Origin of the sequence: Polaromonas naphthalenivorans CJ2 (genome assembly GCF_000015505.1) — a bacterium.
Taxonomy (GTDB): domain Bacteria; phylum Pseudomonadota; class Gammaproteobacteria; order Burkholderiales; family Burkholderiaceae_C; genus Polaromonas; species Polaromonas naphthalenivorans.
The window spans coordinates 2,505,601-2,532,408 of record NC_008781.1; the positions used below are offsets into that span (position 1 = coordinate 2,505,601).

Below are 26,808 nucleotides of genomic sequence, written 5' to 3' on the forward strand. Positions count from 1 at the left end.
ACGCCATGCCGGGCGCCAGCGACTGACTTTATGCCGCGTGCGCCTTGCTCATCGCTGCAAAAGCGTTGATGACTTCGGGCGGCGCCTGAACCATTTCAATCAGCACCCCTTCGCCTGAGACGGGAAAGGCCTCACTGGATTTGGGATGCAGGAAGCAGATGTCAAAGCCGGCGGCCCCCTTGCGGATGCCGCCCGGCGCAAAGCGCACGCCCTGCGCCGTCAGCCACTCAACCGCCTTGGGCAAGTCGTCAATCCACAGGCCCACATGGTTGAGCGGTGTGGTGTGGACCGCAGGCTTTTTCTCGATATCCACCGGCTGCATCAAATCAACCTCGACCTTGAACGGGCCGCTGCCGATGGCACAGATGTCTTCATCGACATTCTCGCGTTCACTGACGAAATTGCCAGTGACTTCAAGACCCAGCATGTCCACCCACAAGGTGCGCAGGCGCTCCTTGGAGGTGCCGCCGATGGCAATTTGCTGGATGCCCAGGACTTTGAACGGGCGCGTGCTCACACAAACTCCACAATCGGCTGGTCCACGCTCAGCGACTCGCCCTTGGCGGCCAGCACCTTGCCGACCACGCCATCGGCGGTGGCAAACAGCACGTTTTCCATCTTCATGGCTTCAATCACGGCCACGCGTTCACCGGCCTGGACTTTTTGCCCCACCTGCACCGACACCTCGGCCAGCAGGCCCGGCATGGGCGAGAGCACATAGCGGCTCATGTCAGGCGGCGCCTTGTGAAGCATCAGGGCATGAAGCTCGGCGGCGCGCGGCGACAACACCATGGCATCAAGCCGGGTGCCGTTGTGAATGATGCGCAGGGCCAGTGGATTGCGGCCCACGCCACGCTCGACCTGCGCGGCAAACGACTGGCCATTCACCGTGCCGTTGATGCGCATGCCACCCAAATGCCATCCGCTACATATTTCATAGCGCTTACCGCCCGTCTCGACTGCGCTGGAGCCCGAAACGGTCTGGAAATCACGCACCAGCGCAGGCTGCGGCTTGTTCAGTCCACCCGCCCCCAGGCCGATCACCACGTATTCCTCGCCCACGGTCACGCCATGGCCCGGCAACTGGCCGCTGATGCCAGCAGCGCGCGCGCGGATGCGGCGGTTCACATACGCAGCCAGCGCGACCAGGAAGTCGGCGTCGTCGTGCGGCACATCCTCGGCGCGAAAGCCGTTGGCGTAGTTTTCGGCAATGAAGCCGGTGTTGAAGTCACCCGCGACGAATTTCGGATGCGCCAGCAAGGCCGCCTGAAACGGAATATTGCTGCTGACGCCGCGAATCACAAAGCTGTTGAGCGCTTCGCGCATCTTGGCAATCGCATCAAAGCGGTCCTTACCGTGAACGATGAGCTTGGCGATCATCGAGTCGTAATACATCGGAATCTCGCCGCCGTCCTGCACCCCGGTATCGACGCGCACGCCGAACCACTTCGAGGTGTCCGAGGCAAACATGGTTTCCTTGGGCGGCTGAAAGCGCACCAGCCGGCCGGTCGATGGCAGAAAGCCGCGAAACGGGTCTTCGGCATTGATGCGGCATTCGATGGCCCAGCCGTCGCGCTTGACATCGGCCTGCGTGAGCGGCAGCTTTTCACCCGCTGCCACGCGGATCATCAACTCGACCAGATCGAGCCCGGTAATGCATTCGGTGACCGGATGCTCGACCTGCAAGCGCGTGTTCATTTCGAGGAAATAAAAGCTCTGGTCCTTGCCGACCACAAATTCGACCGTGCCGGCCGACTGGTATTTGACCGCCTTGGCCAGCTGCACGGCCTGCTCGCCCATGGCCTTGCGCGTTTCGTCGCTGATGAAGGGTGACGGCGCTTCCTCAATCACCTTCTGGTGACGGCGCTGGATCGAGCATTCGCGTTCATTCAGGTAAATGACATTGCCATGGCTGTCGCCGATCAGCTGAATCTCGATGTGCCGTGGTTCCTCGACAAACTTCTCGATGAACACGCGGTCGTCGCCAAAGCTGTTGCGCGCCTCGTTGCGGCAGCTGGTGAAGCCTTCGAACGCTTCCTTGTCGTTGAAGGCCACGCGCAAGCCCTTGCCGCCGCCGCCCGCGCTGGCCTTGATCATGACCGGGTAGCCGATGTCCTTGGCGATTTCCACCGCTTTTTCGGCGGTTTCAATCGCGTCGTTGACGCCCGGAATGCAGTTCACACCGGCCGCACCGGCCAGTTTCTTCGACTCGATCTTGTCGCCCATGGCGGCAATCGAATAATGCTTGGGACCGATGAAGACAATGCCTTCTTCTTCCACGCGCTTGGCAAAGCCTGAGTTCTCGCTCAGAAAGCCGTAGCCGGGGTGAACGGCCTGCGCGCCGGTCTGCTTGCAGGCGGCAATGATTTTTTCGGCCTGCAGGTAGCTGTCGCGGCTTGGCGCAGGGCCGATGTTGACGGCCTCATCGGCCAGCTCGACATGGCGCGCATCCTTGTCGGCGTCGGAATACACCGCAACCGTCTTGATGCCCATTTTTCGGGCGGTGAGAATGACGCGGCAGGCGATTTCGCCCCGGTTGGCGATCAGAATTTTGGTAAACATGGTGTTGTCCTAACGAGAAATCAGTTTGAAATTTTGCACTGGCATGGGATCAGTACTCCCTCAAAAGCCAGCCCGACACAAAGGCGAAATACTCGCGCAGCCAGGCGTTGTAGCGCATGTACAAGGGTGTAGGTGCGCCAGCAGTGACGACATTTTTCCAGCCCGCATTTTTGGCAATCCAGCTCGCCCGCAGGGTGTGAAAGTCACTCGTCACCAGCACCGTAGCCGCCTGCGGCGTCTGCCCGCCAGCCTGCAGCAGGCGCAGGGAATACACCAGGTTCTCATGCGTACTGGTGCTGCGGTCTTCGACAAGAATGCGGCTTTTATCCAGCCCCTTGGCCTCCAGATAAGTGGCCATGACACTGGCTTCGGACACGGTCTGGCGAAAATCCACCCCGCCGCTGACGATCACCCGAGCCTTTGGATGCTGCTGCGCCAGCGTGTAAGCCAGATTCAGCCGCTCCGCCAAGGTGGGTGAAGGCTGGGCATTGGGCGTGCTCGAACCCAGCACCACAATCACCTCCGGCCTCAAGCCCTGCAGGTTTTGCCCCTGTTGGCGCAGCGCCAGCAGGCCAAAAAAAGCCCCCAGAGACACCAGCCAGAGCCAGAACCCGGCCTGTACCCACTTCCACGCCAGCCAGTGCTGCCAGGGCGCCTGGACGCTCCCAAGAAAAACCAGAACAGCGCCCAGACCGGCCGGAAGGATTACCCCCAGATGCGTCACCTTCACGGTCACCAAATAGGCACTTTGCGCGAGCAGCATGCCGCCCAGAGCGGTGAACGCCCACGGCTTGAAGTTCAAACGCATCATGATTTCCAATGACCGGAAGGTGCCAGCAACAGTCGCTTTACAGCGGAATGTTGCCGTGCTTGCGCCACGGATTTTCAAGTTTCTTGTCTTTAAGCATCACCAGCGAGCGGCAGATGCGCTTGCGGGTTTCATGCGGCAGGATCACGTCGTCGATAAAGCCGCGCGCGCCGGCGACGAACGGATTGGCAAAACGCGCCTTGTATTCGGCTTCCTTGGCGGCCAGCTTGACCGGGTCGCCCTTGTCCTCGCGGAAGATGATTTCGACCGCACCCTTGGCGCCCATCACGGCAATCTCGGCATTGGGCCAGGCAAAGTTGACGTCGCCGCGCAGGTGCTTGGAACTCATCACGTCATACGCGCCGCCGTAGGCCTTGCGGGTGATCACGGTGATTTTCGGCACCGTGCATTCGGCGTAGGCGTAAAGCAGCTTGGCACCGTGCTTGATGATGCCGCCGTACTCTTGCGCCGTGCCGGGCATGAAGCCGGGCACATCGACGAAAGTGATCACCGGAATGTTGAAGGCATCGCAAAAGCGCACGAAACGCGCCGCCTTGATCGAACTCTTGATGTCCAGGCAGCCGGCCAGCACCAGCGGCTGGTTGGCCACGATGCCGACCGACTGGCCTTCCATGCGTGCAAAACCGATGATGATGTTCTTGGCGTACTCGGGCTGGATCTCGAAGAAATCGCCATCGTCCACGGTTTTGGCGATGAGTTCCTTCATGTCGTAGGGCTTGTTCGGGTTCTCGGGAACCAGCGTGTCCAGGCTCATGTCCATGCGGTTCGCCGGGTCGGCGCTGGGGCGCATCGGGGCTTTTTCGCGGTTGTTCAACGGCAGGTAGTTGTAGAGACGGCGCAGCATGATCAGCGCTTCGACATCATTTTCAAACGCCAGGTCGGCCACGCCGCTTTTGGTGGTGTGGCTGATGGCGCCACCCAGCTCCTCGGCCGTCACTTCCTCGTGCGTGACGGTTTTGACGACCTCGGGGCCGGTCACGAACATGTAGGAGCTGTCCTTGACCATGAAGATGAAGTCGGTCATCGCGGGCGAATACACCGCGCCGCCGGCCGATGGCCCCATGATCATGCTGATCTGCGGAATCACGCCACTGGCCATCACGTTGCGCTGGAACACGTCGGCGTAGCCGCCGAGCGACGCCACGCCTTCCTGGATGCGGGCGCCGCCCGAGTCGTTCAGGCCGATCACCGGCGCGCCGACCTTCATGGCCTGATCCATGACCTTGCAGATTTTCTCGGCATGGGCTTCTGACAAAGCGCCGCCAAACACGGTGAAATCCTGGCTGAAGACAAACACCAACCGGCCATTGATCATGCCGTAGCCAGTGACCACGCCGTCGCCCGGAATCTTGTTGTCCTGCATGCCGAAGTCGCTGCAGCGGTGTTCGACAAACATGTCCCACTCTTCGAACGTGCCTTCGTCGAGCAGCACATCCAGGCGCTCGCGCGCCGTCAGCTTGCCTTTGCCATGCTGCGCGTCAATGCGCTTTTGGCCACCGCCCAGGCGGGCCGCAGCGCGCTTACTTTCAAGTTGCTCAAGAATTTCCTGCATGGTTCGCTTTCTTTATGCTCTGGTTTTATGCTATTTAATTGATAGCTACTTATGCCCGCTGCGCATGCGCAGAAAGCAGATTTCGTGCTGCAGTCGAGGCTGGAAGCCGGCCATTGCCGACCTGTTCCAGCAAGGACGGCAACATGGCGCCGACCGCCGGGTCGTGCCGGAATGCGTGCTTCAAGCCTGCGTCAATCCGCTCCCACATCCATGAGAGCGCCTGCTGCTGGCGCCGGCTGGCCAGCTTGCCGTTGGCCGTCTGCAGATTCCTAAACTGCGTCACCGCCGCCCAGAAGGCATCGACGCCCTTGTTGTGCAATGCACTGAGCTGCAGCACCTGCGGGTGCCACTGCTTGTCAAAATCAGCCGCCTGCGCCGCGCCCATGGCATTGTTGACCAGGCCGAACAGGCGCATGGCCGACTTGATCTGGGCCTCGGCCCGCATGGCGGCGTTGGCGTCGATGTCGGCCTTGTTAATGACCACCAGGTCGGCCAGTTCCATCACGCCTTTCTTGATCGCCTGCAAGTCGTCGCCGGCGTTGGGCAACTGCATGACCACGAACATGTCGGTCATGTTGGCAACGGCGGTTTCGGACTGGCCCACGCCGACGGTCTCGACAATCACCACGTCATAGCCGGCGGCTTCGCAGACCAGCATGGCTTCACGGGTTTTTTCAGCGACGCCGCCGAGGGTGCCGCTGGACGGACTGGGACGGATGTAGGCACGTTCCTCGCTAGAGAGCTTTTCCATGCGGGTCTTGTCGCCCAGAATGGAGCCGCCCGAGACGGTCGATGACGGGTCGATGGTGAGCACCGCCACCCGGTGCCCTTGCTTGATCAGGTACAGGCCGAGGACTTCAATGAAGGTCGATTTACCGACGCCGGGCACGCCGCTGATGCCCAGACGGAACGACTGGCCGGTGTGCGGCAGCAGCGCCGTCAGCAACTCGTCGGCCTGGGCGCGGTGGTCGGCCCGGGTCGATTCGAGCAGGGTGATGGCTTTGGCGATGGCGCGGCGCTGCACGGCGGCATTGCCGCGCAGCACGCCCTCCATCAAGGTGCTCTGAGTCACTTCAGGGCAGCCCTGATCTGCTCCAGCACATCCTTGGCGCTGGCCGGAATCGGCGTGCCGGGTCCGTAGATGCCCTTGACGCCTGCGTCATACAGCATCTCGTAATCCTGCCGGGGAATCACGCCGCCGACGAAGACGATGATGTCATCGGCGCCCTGGCGCTGAAGCTCGGCAATGATGGCGGGAACCAGCGTCTTGTGACCAGCGGCCAGCGTGCTCACGCCCACGGCATGCACGTCGTTTTCAATTGCCTGACGGGCGCATTCTTCGGGCGTCTGGAACAGCGGCCCCATGTCCACGTCAAAACCCAGGTCGGCAAATGCAGTCGCCACGACCTTGGCTCCCCGGTCATGGCCGTCCTGGCCGAGTTTTGAAATCATCACGCGCGGGCGGCGGCCTTCGCTTTCGGCAAAGGCGTTGATTTCGCTCTTGAGCGTTTCCCAGCCTTCGGCCGAGTCGTAAGCGGCGGCATACACGCCACTCACCTTCTGGGTGTCGGCGCGGTGGCGGCCATAGACCTTTTCGAGTGCGTCGCTGACCTCGCCCACCGTGGCGCGCAGGCGCACGGCCTTGATGCACAGGTCCAGCAAATTGCCGCTGTTGCCTTCAGCTGCTTGCGTCAACGCATCGAGCGCGGCCTGAACGGCAGCACCATCGCGCTGCGCCCGGATGGCCTTGAGGCGTTCAATCTGGCCATCGCGCACCGCTACGTTGTCGATATCGCGCGATTCGATGGCATCTTCGGTTTTGAGCTTGTACTTGTTGACGCCGACGATCACGTCCTTGCCGCTGTCGATGCGGGCCTGCTTTTCAGCCGCAGCCGCTTCGATCTTGAGCTTGGCCCAGCCACTGTCCACGGCCTTGACCATGCCGCCCATGGCTTCGACTTCCTCGATGAGGGTCCAGGCCGCGTCGGCCATGTCCTGCGTGAGCTTTTCCATCATGTAGCTGCCGGCCCAGGGGTCGATCACGCTGGTGATGTGGGTTTCTTCCTGGATGATGAGCTGGGTGTTGCGGGCAATGCGCGCCGAGAATTCGGTGGGCAGCGCAATCGCTTCGTCGAACGAATTGGTGTGCAGGCTTTGCGTGCCGCCGAACACCGCCGCCATGGCTTCGATGGTGGTGCGCACCACGTTGTTGTACGGGTCTTGCTCGGTCAGGCTCCAGCCGCTGGTCTGGCAGTGGGTGCGCAGCATCAGGCTCTTGGGGTTCTTGGCGTCAAAGCCCTTCATGATGCGGCACCACAGCAATCTGGCGGCGCGCATCTTGGCGACTTCCAGGTAGAAGTTCATGCCGACGGCCCAGAAAAAGCTCAGGCGGCCGGCAAAACCATCTACGTCCAGACCCTTGCCCAGGGCGGTTTTTACGTACTCCTTGCCGTCGGCCAGCGTGAAGGCCAGTTCGAGTGCCTGGTTGGCGCCGGCTTCCTGCATGTGGTAGCCGCTGATGGAAATCGAGTTGAATTTCGGCATGTTCTGCGCCGTGTATTCGATGATGTCGCCAATGATGCGCATGCTGGGCGCTGGCGGATAGATATAGGTGTTGCGCACCATGAACTCTTTAAGCACATCGTTCTGGATGGTACCGCTGAGTTTGTCCTGGCTCACGCCCTGCTCTTCCGCCGCCACCACATAGCCTGCCAGCACCGGCAGCACGGCGCCGTTCATGGTCATGGAGACGCTGACCTTGTCGAGCGGAATCTGGTCGAACAGGATTTTCATGTCCTCCACGCTGTCAATCGCCACGCCGGCCTTGCCAACGTCGCCCGTCACGCGCGGATGGTCGCTGTCATAACCCCGGTGCGTGGCCAAGTCAAACGCCACTGATACGCCCTGCCCGCCGGCCGCCAGCGCCTTGCGGTAAAAAGCGTTGGACTCTTCGGCGGTCGAAAAACCCGCGTACTGGCGGATCGTCCAGGGGCGCACCGCATACATCGTGGCTTGCGGGCCGCGAATAAAAGGCTCGAATCCCGGCAGGGTGTTGGTGTAAGGCAAGTCCTTGATGTCCTCGGCGGTGTACAGCGGCTTGACGCTGATGCCGTCGGGCGTTTGCCAGTTCAGGGCGTCCAGGTCACCGTTGGGCGCGGATTTGGCTGCCGATTTGGCCCAGGCTTCAAGACTGGCGGCGTTGAAAGGAGTGGGCGTTGAACTCATGGTGGGGTCGGCAGTCTTGGTTGGGCTTGGCAGAATGTCCCGGCCCTTGGCCTTGGCCTTGGCAATGACATCTACCCGAAGCAGTCTTGTAACAGTACGGCGAAGTTTACATTATTTATAATTATTGATTCAAAATATTCTACCGGACTTGCCTTTAGACTAGAGGCTATGGCTGAAATTTCATTGTCTCCCCGTGCGCTTTACGAAGAAGTTGCCGAGCTTTTGCGCCAGCGCATCTTTAACCGCGAACTCGCTCCAGGCAGCTGGATTGACGAACTCAAACTGGCCGATGAATACGGCATCAGCCGCACGCCCCTGCGCGAAGCGCTAAAGGTGCTGGCCACCGAGGGGCTGGTGACCATGAAAGTGCGGCGCGGCGCCTATGTCACCGAGGTGTCGGACAGCGACCTGGCGGATGTTTACCATTTGCTGGCCTTGCTCGAAAGCGATGCAGCCGAAGTGGTTGCAGCCAAAGCCACCGATGCCCAGCTCATGGAACTGCAAGGGCTGCACAACGAACTGGAAAAGGCTGTCAACAACCGGGAACGCTTCTTTGAAGTCAACGAAGCTTTTCACATGCGACTGCTGGAAATCGCCAACAACCGCTGGCGCGACCAGATGGTGGCCGACCTGCGCAAGGTGATGAAACTCAACCGCCACAACTCACTGCTGAAAAGCGGCCGTATCGAGGAGTCACTGGCCGAGCACCGGGCCATCATGGCCGCATTGGTGGCCCGCGACGCGGCCAACACTGCCCGGCGGATGCGTGAGCATTTCAAGAACGGCCTGGAGGCGGCGGCCTGAAGTCTGGTCTGCTCTGGTGTCAGTCAGGTTTTGACATGTCGATGGGACGGCGGTGCCACCTCCCACTGCTTGCTGACTTTGCCCTGCCGGTCAACGCTTTCAAGCCGGACCAGAAAGCCCCATAGCCGTCCGACATGCTTGAGGACTTCCTTGACCTCATCATTGAGTGGCCGATTGTTGTGCTGTGTATGGCGCAAGGTCAGCGAGCGGTCCCCGCGCGCATCAACATTCCAGACCTGGATGTTGGGCTCGTGAAAGCTCAGGTCGTACTGGCGCGACAGCGCCTCGCGCACATGCCTGTAGCCGCTGTCGTTATGGATGGCGGAAACCTCAAGATGAAGCTCGCTGGTATCGTCAAGGATAGAAAACAGGCGAAACTCGCGTATCAGCCGTGGCGACAGGTATTGCCCGATAAAGCTTTCGTCCCGGAAATGCCGCATGGCATGGTCCAGCGCCTGATGCCAGTCCGATCCGGCCATGTCCGGAAACCAGTGCCGGTCTTCGTCGGTGGGATGTTCACAGATGCGCCGGATATCGCTGAACATCGCAAAACCGAGCGCGTAGGGATTGATGCCCCGAAACCCCGCATGCGCCAGTGGCGGCTGGAAAATGACATTGGTATGCGAGCGAAGGTTTTCGATCATGAAACCATCACTGACCAGGCCCTCGTCGTACATGGCATTGAGCAGGGTGTAATGCCAGAAGGTGGCCCAGCCTTCGTTCATGACCTGGGTCTGGCGCTGCGGATAGAAGTACTGGGCTATCTTGCGCACGATGCGTATGATTTCGCGCTGCCAGGGTTCCAGTAAAGGCGCATTTTTTTCGATGAAGTACAGGAGATTTTCCTGGGGGTCAGCCGGAAACCGGGAATTTGCTTTTTCAACCTGCTTCTCAGCCGCCTTGGGCAGGGTGCGCCACAAGTCATTGACCTGCTGCTGCAAATAGGTTTCGCGTTCCTTGCGGCGCGTTTCCTCCTCGGCCAGCGACAGCTTCTGCGACCGCTGGTAGCGATCAACCCCATAGTTCATCAGCGCATGGCAGCTGTCCAGCAGATCCTCCACCGCATCCAGCCCATGGTGCTCCTCGCATTCGGCGATATAGGCCCGGGCATAGACCAGGTAGTCGATGATTGAAGACGCATCGGTCCACATTCTGAATAGGTAGTTGCCTTTGAAAAAAGAGTTGTGGCCATAGCAGGCATGGGCCATGACCAGCGCCTGCATCGGCAGGGTGTTCTCCTCCATCAGGTAGGCAATACAGGGGTTGGAATTGATGACCACCTCATAGGCCAGTCCCATGTGGCCGCGGCGGTAGCTTTTTTCGCTGGCGATGTACTGCTTGCCGAACGACCAGTGCCGGTAGTTCACAGGCATGCCGACAGAGGCGTAGGTGTCAATCATCTGGCTGGCGGTGATCACTTCGAGTTGCACCGGGTAGGTGTCCAGCCCAAAGCGCTTGGCCATGCGTTCGATCTCGCCATGATAGGTTTCAATCAACTCAAACGACCAGTCGGACGGGCTGGGCAGCGCCGCCCGCCGCCCCCCCTGGCTAACGGCACTGCCAGCGTCTTCGGAGGGAAGCGTCGTGCTCATGCAGTTTGTCCTTTCTTGAACAGTTCGCGGAACACCGGATAAATCCCGGACGGGTCGGTCACTTTCTGCATGGCGAAGTGCGCGTGGCTTTTGCGCACCAAGGCATATTCCTCCCACAGGTTCTGGCTTTCCTCGGCGACCTGGAGATAGGCAAAGTAACGCGATACCGGCAGCAGCTTTTCAACCAGCAAGGCCCGGCATTTGGACGAGTCCTGCAGCCAGTTGTCGCCGTCTGAAGCCTGGGCGCCATAGATGTTCCATTCATTCGACGGATAGCGCTCCTGAATGATCTGGTGCATCAGCGTCAAGGCACTGGAGGCAACGGTGCCGCCACTTTCTGTCGAGTGGAAGAATTCGTCTTCGGAAACTTCGGTGGCCTGGGTGTGATGGCGGATAAAAATCACATCGGTTTTCTCATAGTGCCGCATGAGAAAAAGGTACAGCAAAATGAAAAAACGCTTGGCCAAGTCCTTGCGCGCCTCGTTCATCGAGCCCGACACATCCATCAAACAGAACATGACGGCTTTGGAAGCCGGCAATGGCGTTTTGACCCGGTTGCGGTATCGCAGGTCGAATGGATCGAGAAACGGAATTTTCAGGAGCCGGTGCCGCAATGCTTCAATTTCAGCATTCAGCGCAAGTATCTCGCTGCGCGGGGTGCTTGCATCGTGCAGCATCGTGGCCAGCAACAACTCCAGTTTGCGCAACTGGCGCCGGGCATCGCCCCCCATGGCGATCCGCCGGCTGAGCGCCTTGCGCATTGACCGCACCACATGCAGGTTGGTCGGTGTTCCTTCGGAAACGAAACCGGCACGATGCGTCTTCCATTCCGGCACATCTGGCAATAGCTGTGTGCGCAGCAGATGCGGCAGAGCCAGATCGTCGAAAAAGTACTGCATGAATTCTTCGCGTGTGATGCGGAACTCGAAGTCGTCTTCGCTGCTGCCATCCTGACCGGCGCCAGGGCCCTGGCCGCCGCCACCACTCCCACCTTTCGGGCGGGCAATGTGGTCGCCACGCACATAGTCCTTATTGCCTGGATACACCCGCTCCTGGCTACCCCCTGGTCCATGGCCAAACACCGGCTCCGACACATCACGTCGCGGCAGGGTAATGTCCTCGCCCTGCTGAATATCGTGAATGCTGCGGCCAGATACAGCCTGACGCACAGCCTCCCGAATCTGCTTGCGGTAGCGGCGCAGAAAACGCTCCCGGTTTCCTATGGATTTGTTCTTGCCCGACAAGCGTCTGTCAATGACTTGCTGGAGCATGGTGGTCTCCGGTTGTTAGGAAGATAGACAGGCCATCAGCATGCGATGCCGCCCTGCGGGTTTCAGGAACTCTTGCGAACCCTGAGATACCACTCGCACAGCAGGCGCACCTGCCGGGCGCTGTAGCCCTTGTCCATCATGCGGTTAAGAAAGTTCTCGTGCTTTTGCTTTTCGTCCGCACTTGCCTTGGCGTTAAAGGAAATCACCGGCAACAAGTCTTCAGTGTTCGAGAACATTTTCTTTTCGATGACGGCACGCAGTTTTTCATAACTGGTCCAGTTCGGATTCTTGCCGGCATTGCTGGCCCGGCTGCGCAGCACGAAATTGACAATCTCGTTGCGGAAGTCCTTCGGATTGCTGATGCCTGCCGGTTTTTCGATTTTTTCAAGTTCGGCATTGAGCGCCGAGCGATCAAAAATCTCGCCGGTATCGGTATCGCGGTATTCCTGGTCCTGAATCCAGAAATCGGCATAGGTCACATACCGGTCAAAAATGTTCTGGCCGTATTCCGAATACGACTCCAGGTAGGCGGTCTGGATTTCCTTGCCGATGAACTCGGCATAGCGCAGCGCCAGGAACTCCTTGATGAACGCCAGATAGCGCTGCTCGATCTCGGGCGGAAATTGCTCGCGCTCGATCTGCTGCTCCAGCACATACATCAGATGCACCGGGTTGGCAGCGATTTCGCTGGAATCGAAATTGAATACCTTCGACAGGATTTTGAAAGCGAAGCGGGTGGAAATCCCGTTCATGCCTTCGTCCACGCCGGCGTAGTCGCGGTACTCCTGGTAGCTCTTGGCTTTCGGATCGGTATCTTTCAGGTTCTCACCGTCATAGACCTGCAGCTTGCTGAAAATGCTGGAGTTTTCAGGCTCCTTCAGGCGCGTCAACACGGCAAACTGCGCCATCATCTTCAGCGTGCCAGGCGCGCAGATGGCACCGGACAGCGAAGAATTGCGGATCAGCTTTTCATAAATTTTGATTTCTTCCGAGGTGCGCAGGCAGTACGGCACCTTGACGATGTAAATGCGGTCAAGGAAAGCCTCATTGTTCTTGTTGTTCTTGAAGGCTTTCCACTCGCTTTCATTCGAGTGGGCCATCACGATGCCATCGAAGGGAATCGCGCCAAAACCCTCAGTTCCCTTGAAGTTGGCCTCTTGGGTGGCTGTCAGCAAGGGATGCAGCACCTTGATCGGCGCCTTGAACATCTCGACGAACTCCAGCAGGCCCTGATTGGCCAGGCACAGGCCGCCCGAATAGCTGTAGGCATCCGGATCGTCCTGCGCGAACAGTTCGAGTTTGCGAATATCGATCTTGCCGACCAGCGTGGAAATATCCTGGTTGTTCTCGTCACCGGGTTCGGTCTTGGCAATGGCACACTGCTTCAGGATGGAAGGAAAGCGCTTGACGACACGGAACTTGCGGATGTCGCCGCCGTATTCTTCAAGCCGCTTGACCGCCCAGGGTGACATGATTCGCTGCAGATAGCGCGGTGCAATGCCGTACTGGCTCTCAAGCAGGGGAATGTCTTCGGCATTGTTGAAAAGACCCAGCGGCGACTCATTGACCGGCGAGTCTTTCAGTGCATACAAAGGCACCTGCTCCATCAACTGCTTGAGCCGCTCGGCAATTGAGGACTTGCCCCCGCCCACCGGGCCAAGCAGATAAAGAATCTGCTTTTTTTCTTCAAGCCCCTGCGCCGCGTGGCGGAAATAAGACACTACCTGCTCAATCGGATCTTCCAGCCCGTAAAAATCGCGGAACGCCGGGTAAATCTTGATCACCTTGTTGCCGAAGATACGCGACATGCGCTGATCCCGGTGGGTGTCGAACACCTCAGGCTCGCCAATGGCAGCCAGCATGCGCTCGGCCGCAGTAGCGTAAACAAGAGGGTTTTTCTTGCAAAGCTCGAGGTATTCCTCAAGGGATATTTCTTCTTCTCGCGTTTGTTCATAACGCGTCAAAAAGTTACGGACGACATCCATAAAAATCCTCCTTGGCAGGCTGCGGTTGATTACCACAATCATCGTGAACGACAGTCAGCCTAACTGTACCGCTTTCCTGACTTGAATGCACACCGAGGATGAGTTTGTGAGCAGAAGAATCAACGGCGTCATTCGACATCCCGATCATTGGAAGCAATATCCTCCTGACCACCCCCTGGAACAGTTGGCTTAGGCTGCTTTTTGAACATCCGCATGCGCCAGCATCATCACGTCGCGCGGATCCATGGTTTTCAGCTTGTGGTCACTCCACACCTGGCGCCAGCGGCGCGAGCCCGGCAAACCGTGCCGCAAACCCAGCATATGGCGGGCAATGGCGCTGAATGGTGTGCCGTGCCCGGCCGCTTCGCGCACCATGTAATCGCACATCTGCGCCTCGACCTGTTCACGCGTGATGCTCTCGCCACCAGCACCAAAAAAGTCCGCATCCCAGGAGGCCAGCCACCAGGGGTTGTGATAAGCCTCCCGGCCAATCATCACGCCGTCAAGTTCAAGCAGCTGGCCTTGCACCTGTTCGCCGGTGGTGATGCCACCGTTGACGCAAATCGTCAGATGCGCAAACTCCTTCTTCAGGCGATGCACCAGTTCGTAGCGCAACGGTGGCACTTCCCGGTTTTCTTTCGGACTCAAGCCTTTGAGCCAGGCGTTGCGGGCATGCACGATAAAAGTATCGCAACCGGCTTCACTGACCGTACCGACAAAATCGCGCACAAATTCATAGCGCTCCTCGCGGTCGATGCCGATGCGGTGCTTTACCGTGACGGGCACGCTGACCGCATCGACCATGGCCTTGACGCAATCGGCCACCAGTTTGGGCTCGGCCATCAGGCAGGCGCCAAAAGCGCCGCGCTGCACCCGCTCACTGGGGCAGCCGCAATTGATATTGATTTCGCTGTAACCCCATTGCTCGCCCAGCCGGGCGCAATGCGCCAGATCGGCCGGCTCGCTGCCGCCGAGCTGCAAGGCGACCGGATGCTCCTCGGCGTTGAAGCGCAAATGCCGCCCCACATCGCCATGGATCAGGGCACCAGTGGTCACCATCTCGGTGTACAGCAACGCATGACGCGACAGCAGGCGGTGAAAGTAACGGCAGTGCCGGTCAGACCAATCCATCATCGGGGCCACGCTCAGGCGCCATGGATTATCAGCAGGGACGGATACGTCGCTAGAAACGGGGATTGACATGCGCCTATTTTCCCTGAAAGCTGGTCAAGCCGGGATCGAGGCCATCGCGGCCTTCGCAAATACGCTTGCGGACGGGCAAACCAGCCATTCCGGGGGAAACCTGCGGGGTAATATCAGCGGTTCCAAAAATTTCGCCAATCCAGCCTGACCAAGGTCAATACCCCAGTTAAAGGATGACCGCCATGCCCTTCTTTTCTTCCACGACAGGCGCTGATACCTCATCGGGCCGCAGACCATCAGCGCTGTTGGGAATCGTCATCCCGTTAACCTTGCTGGCCGCCTGCACCTCTGTGCAGCTGCCACCCTGGACTCCTCAACTGCCACGCCTCACTGCAACGACAGGCGCAGCCCCCATGCCCATTCCGGTTGAGCCTGCGGTTGTTGTGCAAACCTCTCCGGTTGTTCCGCCATCAGTGATTGCAAATGCGTCTGTTGAAGCGCCAGCGCCTTATAGCGCTGCGGTTGCAGCCCGCTTTCCGGCGCCGTCGATGGCTTACAACACCCCGGGCCTGCAAGCCAGCCGCACGGCCTTCACCACCCAGGATGAAGTCCACATCTGGCTGCGCGATCAGGCGACAGCCCTGTCCCGCTCGGTTGGCGTCAAGGCCGCCGTGCTGCCTATCGGCACCTCACAGCAAGGCCAGCCACTGGAAATGCTGGTGCTGACTCGCGGCACCGGCACCGACCCTGCCGCACTTCAGGCAACAGGCCGGCCTACCGTACTGCTGATCGGCCAGCAGCATGGTGATGAACCTGCAGGCAGCGAAGCCCTGCTGGTCATTGCCAGGGAACTGGCACAGGGACTGCTGCAGCCACTGCTTGAGCGCATCAATGTGGTGATTGTTCCACGTGCCAATCCCGATGGCGCAGAGCGGGGGGAAGCGTTCACCGCCAGCGGCCAGGACATGAGTCGCGATCATTTACTACTTGATACGTCCGAAGCCCAGGCGCTGGCCCGCGTCACACGCGACTACCGGCCCACAGTGGTGCTGGACGCGCATGAATACAGGGTGGAAGGCCCTTCGTACCTGGAAAAATTCAATTCCGTGCAGAAGTTCGATGCACTTTTGCAATACTCCACAACGCCCAATCTGCCCGAGTTTTTGACCAAGGCCGATGAGGAGTGGTATCGCCGGCCCCTGCTGGCCGCACTCAAGGGCCAGGGCCTGAGCAGCGAGTGGTATCACACCACGTCAACAGATATGGCCGACCGGAAAATCGCCATGGGCAGCCCCGAACCTGTCACCAGCCGCAATGTGGAAGGCCTGAAGAATTCCGTCAGTCTGGCTGTCGAAACGCGCGGCGCAGGCATTGGACGGCTGCATATCCAGCGGCGTGTACATACCCATGTCACGGCGATCACGAGTGTGCTGGGCAGCACCGCCCAGCGCGCCAGCGAGCTGAGCCAGTTGCGGCCCTATATTGAAAAGGAAGTCAGCAGCCAGGCCTGCAAGGGGCAATCGATTGTCGAAGCCGCCAACACGCCTGCGCAATATGACCTGCAAATGCTCGATCCGGTGACCGGTGCCGACAAAACAGTGACCGTCGATTGGGATTCGGCCCTTGCGCTGCGCCCCCTGAAGTCACGGGTTCGCCCTTGCGGTTACTGGCTTTCAGCCTCTTCAACAACTGCGGTCGAACGGCTGCGACTGCACGGCGTCCAGGTTCTCCGGGTACTCGAACAAAGCGCCCTGCTGGGCGATATTTATCGGGAAACATCCCGCACGGGTAACGCGCAGCAAGCCAGCATGGCCGATGGCCAGCCCATCATCAAAACCGCTGTTGCGCTGATGCGCGGCGTGATTGACGCGCCGGCAGGCAGTTATTACGTACCCTTGAACCAACCCCTGGCCAATCTGGCGATAGCAGCCCTGGAACCCGATACACGCAGCAGCTATTTTGCAAACCGGCTGCTCGATGGGCTTGCAAGCACTGCACGGATCATGTCCGAACCTTCGTTAAAGGCCGAAGAGCTGCCTTGAGCGCTCGCAGTGGCCGGTTTTGCCGGTTTTGCCGGTTTTGCGAATTTTGTAAAAAAGCAACTCCATTACAGATATTTCTCTCTGCCAGCGGGCAAGCTGGCCTACAGACACCGGACGAGTTATATGTCGTAATAAGGCAATTCAACCAAAGGAGAAAGTCCAGTGAAACCATTTTCGATGGACCCAAAAATGACGACCATCCAAGGCGTTTTTTACCCTACTGGATACGCATTCATCATGTTTCCTGATGCCGAGAATGCCGAAAAGGCAGCCCAAAAACTCGAAGCTGCAGGCTTTGGCGGGCAGAACGTCATGCTGCTGACGCCGGAAGTCATTCTTCAGGAAATTGGCAAGGTTGACGGCGAATCAACCGTTCCGCTGCCTTCGGTAGGAACGGAAGGCGCCACGGTCCACAAATACATCGACCTGGCCCGCGACGGACACCACGCATTGATGGTCAAGGCACCTTCCGACAAAGATTCGGAACGCCTGATGTCGATCATTCGGGAGTTTCCTTTTTCATATGGCCAAAAATACCACATGCTGGCCATTGAGGATCTCGAATAAATCCCCTTGCAGGCCTGCCGTCTTGCCTTGCATTGAACTCATGACGGGACGGTGCAGAGTCGTCCCGCCGGAATATTTCCCGCCGCAATAAGCTATTAAATAAATAGCAAGCTACGCATACTCAACGTGCGCAAAAGCCATTTTTTATTAAAAATCTCCGGCATTATGAGCCAGGCTTTCAAATTTGGTGATGCGGTTGATAAACGCCAGTTTTACCGTTCCCGTCGGACCATTGCGCTGCTTGCTGATGATGACCTCGGCCACGCCCGGCTCTTTGCATGCTTCCTTGGTGTAGTACTCATCGCGGTAAATGAACATGATGATGTCGGCATCCTGCTCAATCGCACCCGATTCGCGCAGGTCGCTCATCATCGGCCGCTTGTCGGTGCGCGATTCCACACCCCGGCTGAGCTGCGACAGCGCAATGACCGGGCATTGCAATTCTTTGGCGAGCATCTTCAAACCACGTGAAATTTCGCCCACGGCAGTCGCCCGGTTTTCATCGCTCATGCTGGTCGATACGCTCATGAGTTGCAGGTAATCCACCACGATCAGGCCTAGCTTGCCGCACTGGCGGGCAAGGCGCCTTGCATTGGCCCGCAGTTCGCTGACCGTGAGGCCGGCGGTTTCGTCGATATGCAGGGAAATCGTCCGCAGCTTTTCGATGGCTTCGGTCAGGCGCGGCCACTCCTCGTCGGTCAAGGCGCCCGTGCGCAAGTGAGTCTGGTCGATCCGGCCAATCGAACCGACGATACGCACGGCCAGCTGCGAGGCACCCATTTCCATCGAGAACACCGCTACCGGCAAGCCTTCATGCAAGGCCACATGCTCGGCGATGTTGATGGCCAGCGCCGTTTTACCCATTGACGGCCGTGCCGCCAGAATAATCAGATCACCCGCCTGAAAGCCGGAGGTCATGCGGTCCAGGTCAACAAATCCAGTCGGCACGCCGGTCACGTCATTCGGGTTTTCCGACATCTCGGTAACGCGGTCGAGCAAATCCACCACCAGCGTGTCCATGCTTTGAAAACCCTGCTGCGATCGGCCGCCCTGCTCGCCGATGTTGAGAATCTTTTGCTCGGCTTCATCCAGAATGACAGTGACGGCCTTGCCTTGCGGATTGAAGGCATTGGTGGCAATCTCGTCGGAGGCGGCGACCAGCTTGCGCAAGATAGAGCGCTCCCGAACAATTTCGGCATAGCGACGGATGTTGCTGGCGCTCGGTACGTATTGGGCCAGTGCACTCAGGTAGCTCAAGCCACCTATTTCTTCATTTTTCCCCAGGCTCTGCAGGCGCTCAAAGACGGTGATGATGTCCGCAGGCTTGGACGCATTGATCAGCCATCCGATGGCGGCATAAATAAGCTGATGCTCGTGGCGGTAAAAATCCTGGTCTGCCAGCAAGTCGCCCACACGGTCCCATGCACTGTTGTCGAGCAACAGGCCGCCCAAAACGCTGGACTCACCTTCTATCGAGTGCGGTGGGATGCGAAGCTGGGCAATCTGGCGGTCGGCGCTGTAACCGGATTCGGAAAAAGGGGAAAGTACGGCAGACATTGGATTCCTTGGGAAGGGTAAATGGTACGCCGTAAGCCTCGAAACGCACGGAGTAACTCTGCGGACAAACTGGGGAAATCGGGTAGAAATCAGGAGTAAAGATGTGCATGACCCGTGAGCGGCATCGAATCAAAACTACCGAATTTCCTGTTTTCCCAAGAAAAAAGCCGCTCCGAAGAGCGGCTTTCAGGTAACGCGGAAAACGTATTTAAGCAGTTTCGCCGTAAACCGTGACAGTGATGTCAACCACGACGTCGGTGTGCAAGGCAATGTTGATGGCATGGTCGCCAACAGTCTTGATCGGGCCGTTAGGCAGGCGGATCTGCGATTTGGAAACCGCAAAGCCTTGCTTCGTCACTTCTTGAGCAATGTCGGCATTGGTAACGGAGCCAAACAGGCGGCCATCGACACCGGCTTTTTGCGTCAGCTTGACGGTGGTGCCGCCGAGCTTTTCGCCCTGAACTTGCATTTCGGCCAGCTTGGCAGCGGCAGCTTTTTCAAGTTCAGCGCGCTTGACTTCGAATTCCTTGATGGCGGCTGCCGTGGCGCGGCGAGCGCGGCCAAAAGGAATCAGGAAGTTACGTGCGTAACCGTCTTTGACTTTGACGACGTCACCCAGATTGCCCAGGTTCACGACTTTGTCGAGCAGAATAATTTGCATGGTCGTATCTCCTTACAGGCTGCGGTGCTGGTCGCTGTAAGGCAGCATCGCGAGGAAGCGAGCGCGCTTGACGGCGGTGTTGATCTGGCGCTGGAAAATCGCGCGGGTGCCGGTCAGGCGTGCGGGAATGATTTTTCCGTTTTCCGACACGAAATCGCGCAGGGTGTCGATATCTTTGTAGTCGATTTCTTCAACGCCAGCGGCTGTGAAGCGGCAAAAACGCTTGCGCTTGAACAGCAGGGATTGGGTATTGCGCTTGGGGCGCTTGTCTTTATTAAAACGTTTTGGTCCGGCCATGATGGACTCCTTAAATGGGGTTCAGTACTTGCTCTGCCTGAGGTGTCGGGTGAAGAGCTTGAATATGAAAAACAACGCCTTTGCTGGTGCGTGCATTGATCAGAAAGCCCGTGAACCTGAAAGGCTTGCCCAAGGAAAGCTTGACGGCTTGCTCAGCCAGCGTTCCGAAAGCAACTGCCTTTATCGTCAACTTGACTTGTCTGCTGATACCCGCTTCAAGCACTTCAGACTCGTGTTCGAGAATGAAGTTGATGGCGGGAATTCCAGCAGGCGTGTAGCGAAGAGGACTTAGCTCGGCGATACAGGCGGTCAGGTCAACCTGGTTCACTGCGGCTCCAAATGCACAACAGCGAAGCGTTCAACAGAATGGGGCGAATTAAGCCGCAAATTCCTGCTGTTGGGTTTTACGGGCTTCTTCTCTCTCGACGTTGCGCATCATGAGGGACGGGCCGGTTTCAGCCTTTTTCTTGACCACGGTCAGGTGGCGCAGCACGGCATCGTTGAACTTGAACGCATGTTCAATTTCTTCCATCACGGCCTGGCTGGCTTCGATGTTGATGCAGAGGTAGTGGGCTTTGGCGAGTTTCTGGATCAGGTACACCAGTTGGCGACGGCCCCAATCTTCAACACGATGCACGGTTCCGCCGCCAGCGGTAATCATGCCCTTGTAGCGTTCCAGCATGGCTGGGACTTGCTCGCTTTGATCCGGGTGGATCAGCAAGACGATCTCGTAATGACGCATAAAATCTCCTTTTGGATGCAATAAAAAGCTGCCCCAGCGTCGTTAAGGGTGCAGCAAGGCGAAGCCTATGATTATAGCCCGTCACCAGCTTGATGCGAAACAGCCCTGCCCTGACGCGGCGCTGGTGCTGCAAAAGACCTGTCATGGGCTTTCAGATCCGGATAACGGATGTACTCCAGCAGCGCTTGCATGTCCTGGCTGGGCGGCCGTGTCACCAGACTGACCAGGATGATCACCGCAAAGCCAACAGGCACGCCGAACAAACCGGCTGATATGGGATCAATTCCCCACCAGAGTTGAATCGGCGAGGTAATGCCGAAGGTGGTGCGTAGCCACGGCTGGGTAGTTACCATGTAGTAGGTCGTCACGCTCAGGCCCGACACCATTCCCAGAGTCGCCGCCGTGCCGGTAGCGCGTTTCCAGAAAATACCCATGCTCAGCGCCGGAAAAAACGACGACGCTGCAAATGAAAAAGCGGCCGATACCAGAAACAGGATATCAGCCGGTTTCTGGGCTGCTACATAAGCCGCCAGCAGGGCAACGATGAGCAGCAGTATTTTGGACAGCGTGACACGGCTCACGGTTGAGGCATTCGGATCAATCATCTTGTAGTACAGGTCATGTCCCAGCGCATTGGCAATGACCAGCAGCAGTCCATCTGCGGTAGAGAGTGCGGCGGCCAGTCCACCTGCCGCCACCAGCGCTGAAACAACGTAAGGCAACCCCGCCAGTTCAGGCGTGAGCAGCACCACAATGTCGCCACCCATGGTCATTTCATTGAGTTGCAAGACATTGTCTTTGTTGACATCAACCACCGACAGCAGCGCCGGATCGACCTTGTTCCACTCATTCACCCATGCGGGCAGTTGGTCAAAGGGTGTACCGAGCAGCACGGTAAAAATTTCATACTTCACCAGCACTGCCAGCGCAGGTGCGGTGCAATACAGCAGAAAAACGAAAAACAGTGACCAGGTGACGGACTGCCGTGCCTCACGAACGCTGGGCACGGTGTAATAGCGCATCAGGATGTGCGGCAAGGCCGATGTCCCGACCATCAGGCAAAAAACCAGCGCCAGGAAGTTGCGCCGTGACGTGTCGTAAAGCTCTTTTTCCTGAACTGTGCCATCAGGGTTGCCCAAAAACTGGGCGGCATGGGCAGGCATGCCATTGAGTGGCTGGCTTTTGATTTCGTCTGCTGTTTTGGCGATAGCCCATTCACGAAGTGCCGCGCTCTCATCTTTCGGCAAGGCTGCCAACGCCTTGCCAGCGGCAGAAACCTCGGCTACCGACGCATTGCCAGCCTTCAGGGCTGCCAGTTTTTTGGTGGCAGCCAGTTTGTCGGCAGCCATCGAAAGCTCCGGATGCTTCATTTTTTCGGCCAGGACTTCTGCGCGTTTGCTGAATAGGGCACGAACCTCCAACTCCTTGGGGTCTGTCGCCAGCTCTTTTTCCTTGGCGGTCACTTTCTCCAGTTGAAAGCCGTAAACCGCTTGCGGGACAGGAATGCCGGTCTGCTTGACCGACAGCCAGACGACCGGAATCAGGTAGGCCACCAGCAAAATGATGTATTGCGCCACCTGCGTCCAGGTCACCGCTCGCATTCCGCCCAAAAATGAGCAAACCAAAATGCCGCCCACCCCCAGAAAAATACCCAGCTCGAAAGCAATACCGGTCAGGTAGGACGTGATGAGTCCGACGCCGTAAATCTGCGCCACCAGATAAGTGAATGAACACAGGATGGCTGCCAGCAAACCCATAAAGCGCGGCAGATGCCCGCCGTAGCGCTCGCCCAGGAAATCCGGAATGGTGAACTGCCCGAACTTGCGCAGGTAAGGGGCCAGCACCAGCGCCACCAGACAATAGCCACCCGTCCATCCCATGATGAATGCCAGACCGCTATAACCCGTCAGGTACAGCGTGCCGGCCAGGCCCAGGAATGAAGCCGCCGACATCCAGTCGGCCCCTATTGCCATCCCGTTATAAATCGCCGGGACTCGGCGGCCCGCCACGTAATATTCGGCGGCATCGGTGGTGCGGGTCATGATGCCGATACCGGCATACAAAGCAATCGTGGACAGCAAGAATGTCATGCCTATCCATGAGTGCGGCATGCCCAAGCGCTCCAGCCCCCCCAGCAGCAGCACATAAACGACAAAACCCAGCGTGAACCAGCGATAAACGCGGTCCAGTTGGGACTTGAACTGTTTTTTGGAGTGCGCAACGCCTTCACGGCGACCAAAAAAATCAGCCATGCTCAGTCGTCCTCGTCTGCTACGTCATGCTCTGCATCAAGCCGGTTCATGTACCAGGCATAAAAACCAACAATCAGGCAATAGATCAGCAATGCGCCTTGTGCACCCATCCAGAAACTAAAGGGCCAGCCGAAAAAACTGAAGCTAAGAAACCGCGCAAAGTAGGCAACGCCAAAAGTCGCGACGAACCAGACGAACAATAGCAAGGCCGTCACCACCATGTTTTTGCGCCAGTAACGGCGATGCAATTCAGCAGGCAACATCACGCGTCGGGACATGCCGGTTATTAACTTGCAAATGGACAGACAGGCCGATGTCGCGCTCAAGTTGCGCGGCCACCTTGGGTTCGAACTGGCGCAGGTGATCAATCACCTGGCGCGCTTTTTCGGGTTCACTCAGCGCCAGATTGACCTCTGCCAACCGATACCAGCCATAGGGACTCATGGGTTGCAGCCGTGTAGTTTTTTGCAGCGCCAGCCTTGCCTCATGAAACTGCCGCTGACGGATCAGCACCAGCGCAAGACCGTACCACGCCCGGTCCATGCAAGGCTGGTGTTCGGTGGCTTTTTCAAATGCAGGGCGGGCTTCATCATGCCGTCCGTTCTGCTGCAATACATAACCCAGGTTGAAGCAGGCCGCAGCCTGCTGCACTGGCGTACCCGTGACGCGGCTGAGTTGCTGCAAGTTGGCAATGGAGTCATCCAGCCTGTTGAGCTGGACCAGCACATGGGCACGGCTGGCAAGTGCATAACGGTCCATGGGCAAAAGCACCAGCATGCGGTCAAACCGGGACAGGGCTTGTTCCCGCTGTCCGAACGCCAGCAAGATCAGCGCTTGCGCCTTTGAAAAAAGGTAATCAAAACGACGCTTGAGAGAACAGATCATTTGCACAAGGCAACGCCGATTTGCAGGCAGATGCTGACTTTGGCCAAACTCGCTGCACCCCAGACAAGCAGCAGGAGAAAAAATGCAACCAGCGGTACATGCCGATCCAGCACCACGCGAGGAGAAAGCCAGCGAATCGCACGGATCCAGGGCCGCCCCAGAAGTTGCAGCAACGCATAAAACGGGTTGGCATTGCGGGTTGCGCCTGTCATCAAACCGAGCAGCCATTGGCCGAGCAACGCCAGCAGCGCAATTTCAGCAGTCAGTTTGATGGCAATAACAACATTCAGCATGGCAGCAGGCTAGAAAACAACAGTCTCCGATTGTCATCGGAGGATATCGCCATTACTGGCCCTGCCCACTGAAGACACCGGGGGTTTTCCCTCGGTGAAGCACTGATAACTTCAGCTCGCCAGGCGTTTCCAGGTTTCAATCACCGTATCGGGATTCAAGGAGATTGAGCCGATCCCCTGATCCTTCAGCCACTGGGCAAAATCTGGATGATCGCTGGGCCCCTGGCCGCAGATGCCGACATATTTGCCCTGACGCTTACAGGCAGAAATGGCCAGGCTGAGCAAGGCCTTGACCGCAGGGTCGCGCTCATCGAAGTCCTTGGCCAGAATCTCCAGACCCGAGTCGCGGTCCAGGCCCAGCGTGAGCTGGGTCAGGTCGTTCGAGCCAATGGAAAAGCCGTCAAAGTATTCCAGGAACTGGTCGGCCAGCACGGCATTGCTTGGGACTTCGCACATCATGATGATCCGCAAGCCCTTCTCGCCGCGCTTGAGGCCATGCTCGGCCAGCAACTCCGTCACCGCCCTGGCCTGGCCCAGCGTGCGCACAAACGGCACCATGACTTCCACGTTGGTCAGGCCCATGTCATTGCGTACACGCCTGAGCGCTTCGCATTCCATGGCAAAAGCCTCGCGGAAATCGGTGCTGATGTAGCGTGCGGCACCGCGAAAACCCAGCATTGGATTTTCTTCTTCAGGCTCATAGCGCGAGCCGCCAATGAGCTTGCGGTATTCGTTGGACTTGAAGTCCGAAAGGCGAACGATGACCGATTTTGGCCAAAAGGCTGCACCAATCGTGGCAATGCCTTCGGCAACCTTGTCCACATAAAACGCACGCGGCGACGCATGGCCGCGCGCCACGCTTTCAACGGCCTTTTTCAGGTCGGCATCGACATTCGGGTAGTCCAGAATCGCTTTTGGATGTACACCGATGTTGTTGTTGATCACAAACTCAAGCCGTGCCAGGCCGACGCCCTGGTTCGGAATCTGGCAAAAGTCAAAGGCCAGCTGCGGATTGCCCACATTCATCATGATCTTGATGTCGATGGGCGGCATCTCGCCGCGCTGCACTTCAGTGATTTCTGTTTCCAGCAGGCCGTCGTAAATGGTGCCCGTATCGCCTTCGGCACAACTCACGGTGACGAGCATGCCGTCCTTGAGCTGCTCCGTGGCATTGCCACAGCCCACCACGGCCGGAATGCCCAGTTCACGCGCGATGATCGCTGCATGGCAGGTACGGCCGCCGCGGTTGGTCACGATGGCGCTGGCCCGCTTCATCACCGGCTCCCAGTTCGGGTCGGTCATGTCGGTGACCAGCACGTCGCCGGGCCGGACCTGGTCCATGTCGCGGATGTCATGCACGATGCGAACCGGGCCGGTGCCGATTTTCTGGCCAATCGCGCGGCCTTCGGCCAGCACGGTGCCGGTTCCCTTGAGTTTGTAGCGCTGCTCGGCCTTGCCCTTGGCCTGGCTTTTCACGGTCTCGGGCCGGGCCTGCAAAATGTACAGTTCGCCATCAGTACCGTCTTTGCCCCACTCGATGTCCATCGCGCGGCCGTAATGATCTTCAATGATCACTGCATAGCGAGCGAGCTGCTCGACATCGGCATCGGTCAGTGAAAAGCGGTTGCGCAGTTCAATCGGTACATCGGTGGTTTTGACGAGCTTGCCGCCGGCTTTTTTCTCTTCAGCCGTGGTGAATTCCATCTGCAACAGCTTGGAGCCCAGGTTGCGGCGGATGACAGCGCGGTTTCCCGCCTTGAGCATCGGCTTGTGAACATAGAACTCGTCCGGATTCACAGCGCCCTGCACCACTGTTTCGCCCAGGCCGTAGCTGGAGGTGATGAACACCACGTCCTCAAATCCGCTTTCGGTGTCGATGGTGAACATCACGCCGGCGGCCCCCAGGTCGCTGCGCACCATGCGCTGCACGCCAGCCGACAAGGCCACGTCGGCATGCGCAAAGCCCTGGTGGACGCGGTAGCTGATGGCGCGGTCGTTGTAGAGCGAGGCAAACACTTCCTTCATCTTGTGCAGCACGTCTTCAATGCCAACCACGTTCAAAAAGGTTTCCTGCTGGCCGGCAAACGAGGCATCGGGCAAATCCTCGGCGGTGGCTGAAGAGCGCACGGCAAAGCTGGCCTGCGCATTACCCGCGCTCAAGGTGGCAAAGCTGTCGCGAACGGCCTGCTCGAATTCTGGCGGGAAAGGCTGGGCCTCGACCATTTCGCGAATCTGTGCGCCGGCTGTGGCCAGTGCCCGGACATCCTCGGTGTCGAGCGCATCGAGTACCGCATTGATTTTGTTGTCAAGCCCGGCATATGCCAGAAACGCGCGAAAGGCGTGCGCTGTCGTGGCAAATCCGGTCGGCACCCGCACGCCCTGAGGGCCGGTAGGCAACTGCGAGATCATTTCGCCAAGGCTCGCGTTCTTGCCACCGACGGTATCAACGTCGGTCATTCGCAGGTTTTCGAACGGTACGACCAAAGCGGTCGAGTCAAACAGGTTGGACATAAAAATACTCCGGAGGTTTAAAAATCGGCACTATCGGC

The 26,808-nt window shown here is 58.3% G+C and carries 24 protein-coding genes; 4 read left to right on the top strand and 20 right to left on the bottom strand.

Annotated elements, in window-relative coordinates:
- Nucleotides 1-28 precede the first annotated feature (28 nt).
- The 6 genes from PNAP_RS11895 to scpA are packed head-to-tail and all read right to left on the bottom strand — an operon-like array spanning nucleotide 29 to nucleotide 8,168.
- Nucleotides 29-517 carry a VOC family protein gene (locus PNAP_RS11895; RefSeq protein WP_011801763.1) on the bottom strand — a complete coding sequence of 163 codons (489 nt, stop codon included), beginning with the start codon at nucleotides 515-517 and terminating at the stop codon, nucleotides 29-31.
- Nucleotides 514-2,562: an acetyl-CoA carboxylase biotin carboxylase subunit gene (locus PNAP_RS11900; protein ID WP_011801764.1), complete on the bottom strand. Its 2,049-nt coding sequence runs from the start codon at nucleotides 2,560-2,562 to the stop codon at nucleotides 514-516. The genes PNAP_RS11895 and PNAP_RS11900 overlap by 4 nt, the downstream gene beginning before the upstream one ends.
- Before the next feature lie 49 nt (nucleotides 2,563-2,611).
- Nucleotides 2,612-3,373, bottom strand: a complete 762-nt coding sequence (locus PNAP_RS11905; RefSeq protein ID WP_011801765.1) for a YdcF family protein — start codon at nucleotides 3,371-3,373, stop codon at nucleotides 2,612-2,614.
- A 37-nt stretch (nucleotides 3,374-3,410) separates the two neighbouring features.
- On the bottom strand, nucleotides 3,411-4,943 hold the full coding sequence (locus PNAP_RS11910; RefSeq protein ID WP_011801766.1) for an acyl-CoA carboxylase subunit beta: 1,533 nt from the start codon (nucleotides 4,941-4,943) through the stop codon (nucleotides 3,411-3,413).
- 49 nt (nucleotides 4,944-4,992) lie between these two features.
- On the bottom strand, nucleotides 4,993-5,997 hold the full coding sequence (gene meaB, locus PNAP_RS11915; RefSeq protein ID WP_011801767.1) for a methylmalonyl Co-A mutase-associated GTPase MeaB: 1,005 nt from the start codon (nucleotides 5,995-5,997) through the stop codon (nucleotides 4,993-4,995).
- Between the two features lie 14 nt (nucleotides 5,998-6,011).
- On the bottom strand, nucleotides 6,012-8,168 hold the full coding sequence (gene scpA, locus PNAP_RS11920) for a methylmalonyl-CoA mutase (protein ID WP_011801768.1): 2,157 nt from the start codon (nucleotides 8,166-8,168) through the stop codon (nucleotides 6,012-6,014).
- Between the two features lie 168 nt (nucleotides 8,169-8,336).
- Between scpA and PNAP_RS11925 the strand changes: the two genes are divergently transcribed.
- Nucleotides 8,337-8,972, top strand: a complete 636-nt coding sequence (locus PNAP_RS11925) for a GntR family transcriptional regulator (protein WP_011801769.1) — start codon at nucleotides 8,337-8,339, stop codon at nucleotides 8,970-8,972.
- 23 nt (nucleotides 8,973-8,995) lie between these two features.
- Here PNAP_RS11925 and PNAP_RS11930 read toward each other — a convergent pair whose 3' ends face one another.
- The 4 genes from PNAP_RS11930 to dusA all read right to left on the bottom strand — a co-directional run bounded on the left by PNAP_RS11930 (nucleotide 8,996) and on the right by dusA (nucleotide 15,023).
- Entirely contained in the window at nucleotides 8,996-10,564 is a 1,569-nt protein-coding gene (locus PNAP_RS11930; protein ID WP_011801770.1) for a SpoVR family protein, read from the bottom strand.
- The gene (locus PNAP_RS11935) at nucleotides 10,561-11,835 is read right to left on the bottom strand and encodes a YeaH/YhbH family protein (RefSeq protein ID WP_011801771.1); all 1,275 of its coding nucleotides are present in this window, start codon (nucleotides 11,833-11,835) and stop codon (nucleotides 10,561-10,563) included. The genes PNAP_RS11930 and PNAP_RS11935 overlap by 4 nt, the downstream gene beginning before the upstream one ends.
- Nucleotides 11,836-11,897: 62 nt before the next feature.
- Nucleotides 11,898-13,820, bottom strand: a complete 1,923-nt coding sequence (locus PNAP_RS11940) for a PrkA family serine protein kinase (RefSeq protein ID WP_011801772.1) — start codon at nucleotides 13,818-13,820, stop codon at nucleotides 11,898-11,900.
- 189 nt (nucleotides 13,821-14,009) lie between these two features.
- Nucleotides 14,010-15,023 (bottom strand): tRNA dihydrouridine(20/20a) synthase DusA, encoded by a 1,014-nt coding sequence (gene dusA / locus PNAP_RS11945; RefSeq protein WP_011801773.1) that lies wholly within the window; start codon nucleotides 15,021-15,023, stop codon nucleotides 14,010-14,012.
- Here dusA and PNAP_RS26965 point away from each other — a divergent pair.
- From PNAP_RS26965 to PNAP_RS11955, 3 genes are all read left to right on the top strand, one after another.
- Complete coding sequence (locus PNAP_RS26965; protein WP_157040272.1) at nucleotides 15,022-15,171, top strand: hypothetical protein; 150 nt, start codon at nucleotides 15,022-15,024, stop codon at nucleotides 15,169-15,171. The genes dusA and PNAP_RS26965 overlap by 2 nt on opposite strands.
- A gap of 34 nt (nucleotides 15,172-15,205) precedes the next feature.
- The gene (locus PNAP_RS11950; protein WP_011801774.1) at nucleotides 15,206-17,005 is read left to right on the top strand and encodes a M14 family metallopeptidase; all 1,800 of its coding nucleotides are present in this window, start codon (nucleotides 15,206-15,208) and stop codon (nucleotides 17,003-17,005) included.
- A 162-nt stretch (nucleotides 17,006-17,167) separates the two neighbouring features.
- Nucleotides 17,168-17,572, top strand: coding sequence for an RNA recognition motif domain-containing protein (locus PNAP_RS11955; protein WP_041376677.1), 405 nt, complete (start codon nucleotides 17,168-17,170; stop codon nucleotides 17,570-17,572).
- Nucleotides 17,573-17,719: 147 nt separating this feature from the next.
- On the opposite strand, the gene dnaB is transcribed toward PNAP_RS11955, so the two are convergent.
- From dnaB to ppsA, 10 genes are all read right to left on the bottom strand, one after another.
- Nucleotides 17,720-19,129: a replicative DNA helicase gene (gene dnaB, locus PNAP_RS11960; RefSeq protein WP_011801776.1), complete on the bottom strand. Its 1,410-nt coding sequence runs from the start codon at nucleotides 19,127-19,129 to the stop codon at nucleotides 17,720-17,722.
- Nucleotides 19,130-19,337: 208 nt separating this feature from the next.
- The gene (rplI, locus tag PNAP_RS11965) at nucleotides 19,338-19,790 is read right to left on the bottom strand and encodes a 50S ribosomal protein L9 (protein WP_011801777.1); all 453 of its coding nucleotides are present in this window, start codon (nucleotides 19,788-19,790) and stop codon (nucleotides 19,338-19,340) included.
- 12 nt (nucleotides 19,791-19,802) lie between these two features.
- The gene (gene rpsR, locus PNAP_RS11970; RefSeq protein ID WP_011801778.1) at nucleotides 19,803-20,087 is read right to left on the bottom strand and encodes a 30S ribosomal protein S18; all 285 of its coding nucleotides are present in this window, start codon (nucleotides 20,085-20,087) and stop codon (nucleotides 19,803-19,805) included.
- Between the two features lie 10 nt (nucleotides 20,088-20,097).
- Nucleotides 20,098-20,415, bottom strand: coding sequence for a primosomal replication protein N (priB, locus tag PNAP_RS11975; protein ID WP_011801779.1), 318 nt, complete (start codon nucleotides 20,413-20,415; stop codon nucleotides 20,098-20,100).
- Nucleotides 20,416-20,463: 48 nt separating this feature from the next.
- Complete coding sequence (gene rpsF, locus PNAP_RS11980; protein ID WP_011801780.1) at nucleotides 20,464-20,829, bottom strand: 30S ribosomal protein S6; 366 nt, start codon at nucleotides 20,827-20,829, stop codon at nucleotides 20,464-20,466.
- Between the two features lie 71 nt (nucleotides 20,830-20,900).
- Nucleotides 20,901-23,081: a sodium:solute symporter family protein gene (locus PNAP_RS11985; protein WP_011801781.1), complete on the bottom strand. Its 2,181-nt coding sequence runs from the start codon at nucleotides 23,079-23,081 to the stop codon at nucleotides 20,901-20,903.
- Nucleotides 23,082-23,083: 2 nt separating this feature from the next.
- Nucleotides 23,084-23,344 carry a DUF4212 domain-containing protein gene (locus PNAP_RS11990; protein ID WP_011801782.1) on the bottom strand — a complete coding sequence of 87 codons (261 nt, stop codon included), beginning with the start codon at nucleotides 23,342-23,344 and terminating at the stop codon, nucleotides 23,084-23,086.
- Nucleotides 23,331-23,966 carry a tetratricopeptide repeat protein gene (locus tag PNAP_RS11995; RefSeq protein WP_049763677.1) on the bottom strand — a complete coding sequence of 212 codons (636 nt, stop codon included), beginning with the start codon at nucleotides 23,964-23,966 and terminating at the stop codon, nucleotides 23,331-23,333. The genes PNAP_RS11990 and PNAP_RS11995 overlap by 14 nt, the downstream gene beginning before the upstream one ends.
- Nucleotides 23,963-24,259: a hypothetical protein gene (locus tag PNAP_RS12000; protein WP_041376678.1), complete on the bottom strand. Its 297-nt coding sequence runs from the start codon at nucleotides 24,257-24,259 to the stop codon at nucleotides 23,963-23,965. The genes PNAP_RS11995 and PNAP_RS12000 overlap by 4 nt, the downstream gene beginning before the upstream one ends.
- Before the next feature lie 111 nt (nucleotides 24,260-24,370).
- Complete coding sequence (ppsA, locus tag PNAP_RS12005) at nucleotides 24,371-26,770, bottom strand: phosphoenolpyruvate synthase (protein ID WP_011801784.1); 2,400 nt, start codon at nucleotides 26,768-26,770, stop codon at nucleotides 24,371-24,373.
- Nucleotides 26,771-26,808 lie beyond the last annotated feature (38 nt).

What these genes read in the sequence shown, in the direction of transcription:
- PNAP_RS11900 (WP_011801764.1), bottom strand. Translation starts at nt 2,562, where the DNA reads ATGTTTACCAAAATTCTGATCGCCAACCGGGGCGAAATCGCCTGCCGC.
- PNAP_RS11905 (WP_011801765.1), bottom strand. Translation starts at nt 3,373, where the DNA reads ATGATGCGTTTGAACTTCAAGCCGTGGGCGTTCACCGCTCTGGGCGGC.
- PNAP_RS11910 (WP_011801766.1), bottom strand. Translation starts at nt 4,943, where the DNA reads ATGCAGGAAATTCTTGAGCAACTTGAAAGTAAGCGCGCTGCGGCCCGC.
- meaB (WP_011801767.1), bottom strand. Translation starts at nt 5,997, where the DNA reads ATGGAGGGCGTGCTGCGCGGCAATGCCGCCGTGCAGCGCCGCGCCATC.
- scpA (WP_011801768.1), bottom strand. Translation starts at nt 8,168, where the DNA reads ATGAGTTCAACGCCCACTCCTTTCAACGCCGCCAGTCTTGAAGCCTGG.
- PNAP_RS11925 (WP_011801769.1), top strand. Translation starts at nt 8,337, where the DNA reads ATGGCTGAAATTTCATTGTCTCCCCGTGCGCTTTACGAAGAAGTTGCC.
- PNAP_RS11930 (WP_011801770.1), bottom strand. Translation starts at nt 10,564, where the DNA reads ATGAGCACGACGCTTCCCTCCGAAGACGCTGGCAGTGCCGTTAGCCAG.
- PNAP_RS11935 (WP_011801771.1), bottom strand. Translation starts at nt 11,835, where the DNA reads ATGCTCCAGCAAGTCATTGACAGACGCTTGTCGGGCAAGAACAAATCC.
- PNAP_RS11940 (WP_011801772.1), bottom strand. Translation starts at nt 13,820, where the DNA reads ATGGATGTCGTCCGTAACTTTTTGACGCGTTATGAACAAACGCGAGAA.
- PNAP_RS26965 (WP_157040272.1), top strand. Translation starts at nt 15,022, where the DNA reads ATGCGCCTATTTTCCCTGAAAGCTGGTCAAGCCGGGATCGAGGCCATC.
- dusA (WP_011801773.1), bottom strand. Translation starts at nt 15,023, where the DNA reads ATGTCAATCCCCGTTTCTAGCGACGTATCCGTCCCTGCTGATAATCCA.
- PNAP_RS11950 (WP_011801774.1), top strand. Translation starts at nt 15,206, where the DNA reads ATGCCCTTCTTTTCTTCCACGACAGGCGCTGATACCTCATCGGGCCGC.
- dnaB (WP_011801776.1), bottom strand. Translation starts at nt 19,129, where the DNA reads ATGTCTGCCGTACTTTCCCCTTTTTCCGAATCCGGTTACAGCGCCGAC.
- rplI (WP_011801777.1), bottom strand. Translation starts at nt 19,790, where the DNA reads ATGCAAATTATTCTGCTCGACAAAGTCGTGAACCTGGGCAATCTGGGT.
- rpsR (WP_011801778.1), bottom strand. Translation starts at nt 20,087, where the DNA reads ATGGCCGGACCAAAACGTTTTAATAAAGACAAGCGCCCCAAGCGCAAT.
- rpsF (WP_011801780.1), bottom strand. Translation starts at nt 20,829, where the DNA reads ATGCGTCATTACGAGATCGTCTTGCTGATCCACCCGGATCAAAGCGAG.
- PNAP_RS11985 (WP_011801781.1), bottom strand. Translation starts at nt 23,081, where the DNA reads ATGGCTGATTTTTTTGGTCGCCGTGAAGGCGTTGCGCACTCCAAAAAA.
- PNAP_RS11990 (WP_011801782.1), bottom strand. Translation starts at nt 23,344, where the DNA reads ATGTTGCCTGCTGAATTGCATCGCCGTTACTGGCGCAAAAACATGGTG.
- PNAP_RS11995 (WP_049763677.1), bottom strand. Translation starts at nt 23,966, where the DNA reads ATGATCTGTTCTCTCAAGCGTCGTTTTGATTACCTTTTTTCAAAGGCG.
- PNAP_RS12000 (WP_041376678.1), bottom strand. Translation starts at nt 24,259, where the DNA reads ATGCTGAATGTTGTTATTGCCATCAAACTGACTGCTGAAATTGCGCTG.
- ppsA (WP_011801784.1), bottom strand. Translation starts at nt 26,770, where the DNA reads ATGTCCAACCTGTTTGACTCGACCGCTTTGGTCGTACCGTTCGAAAAC.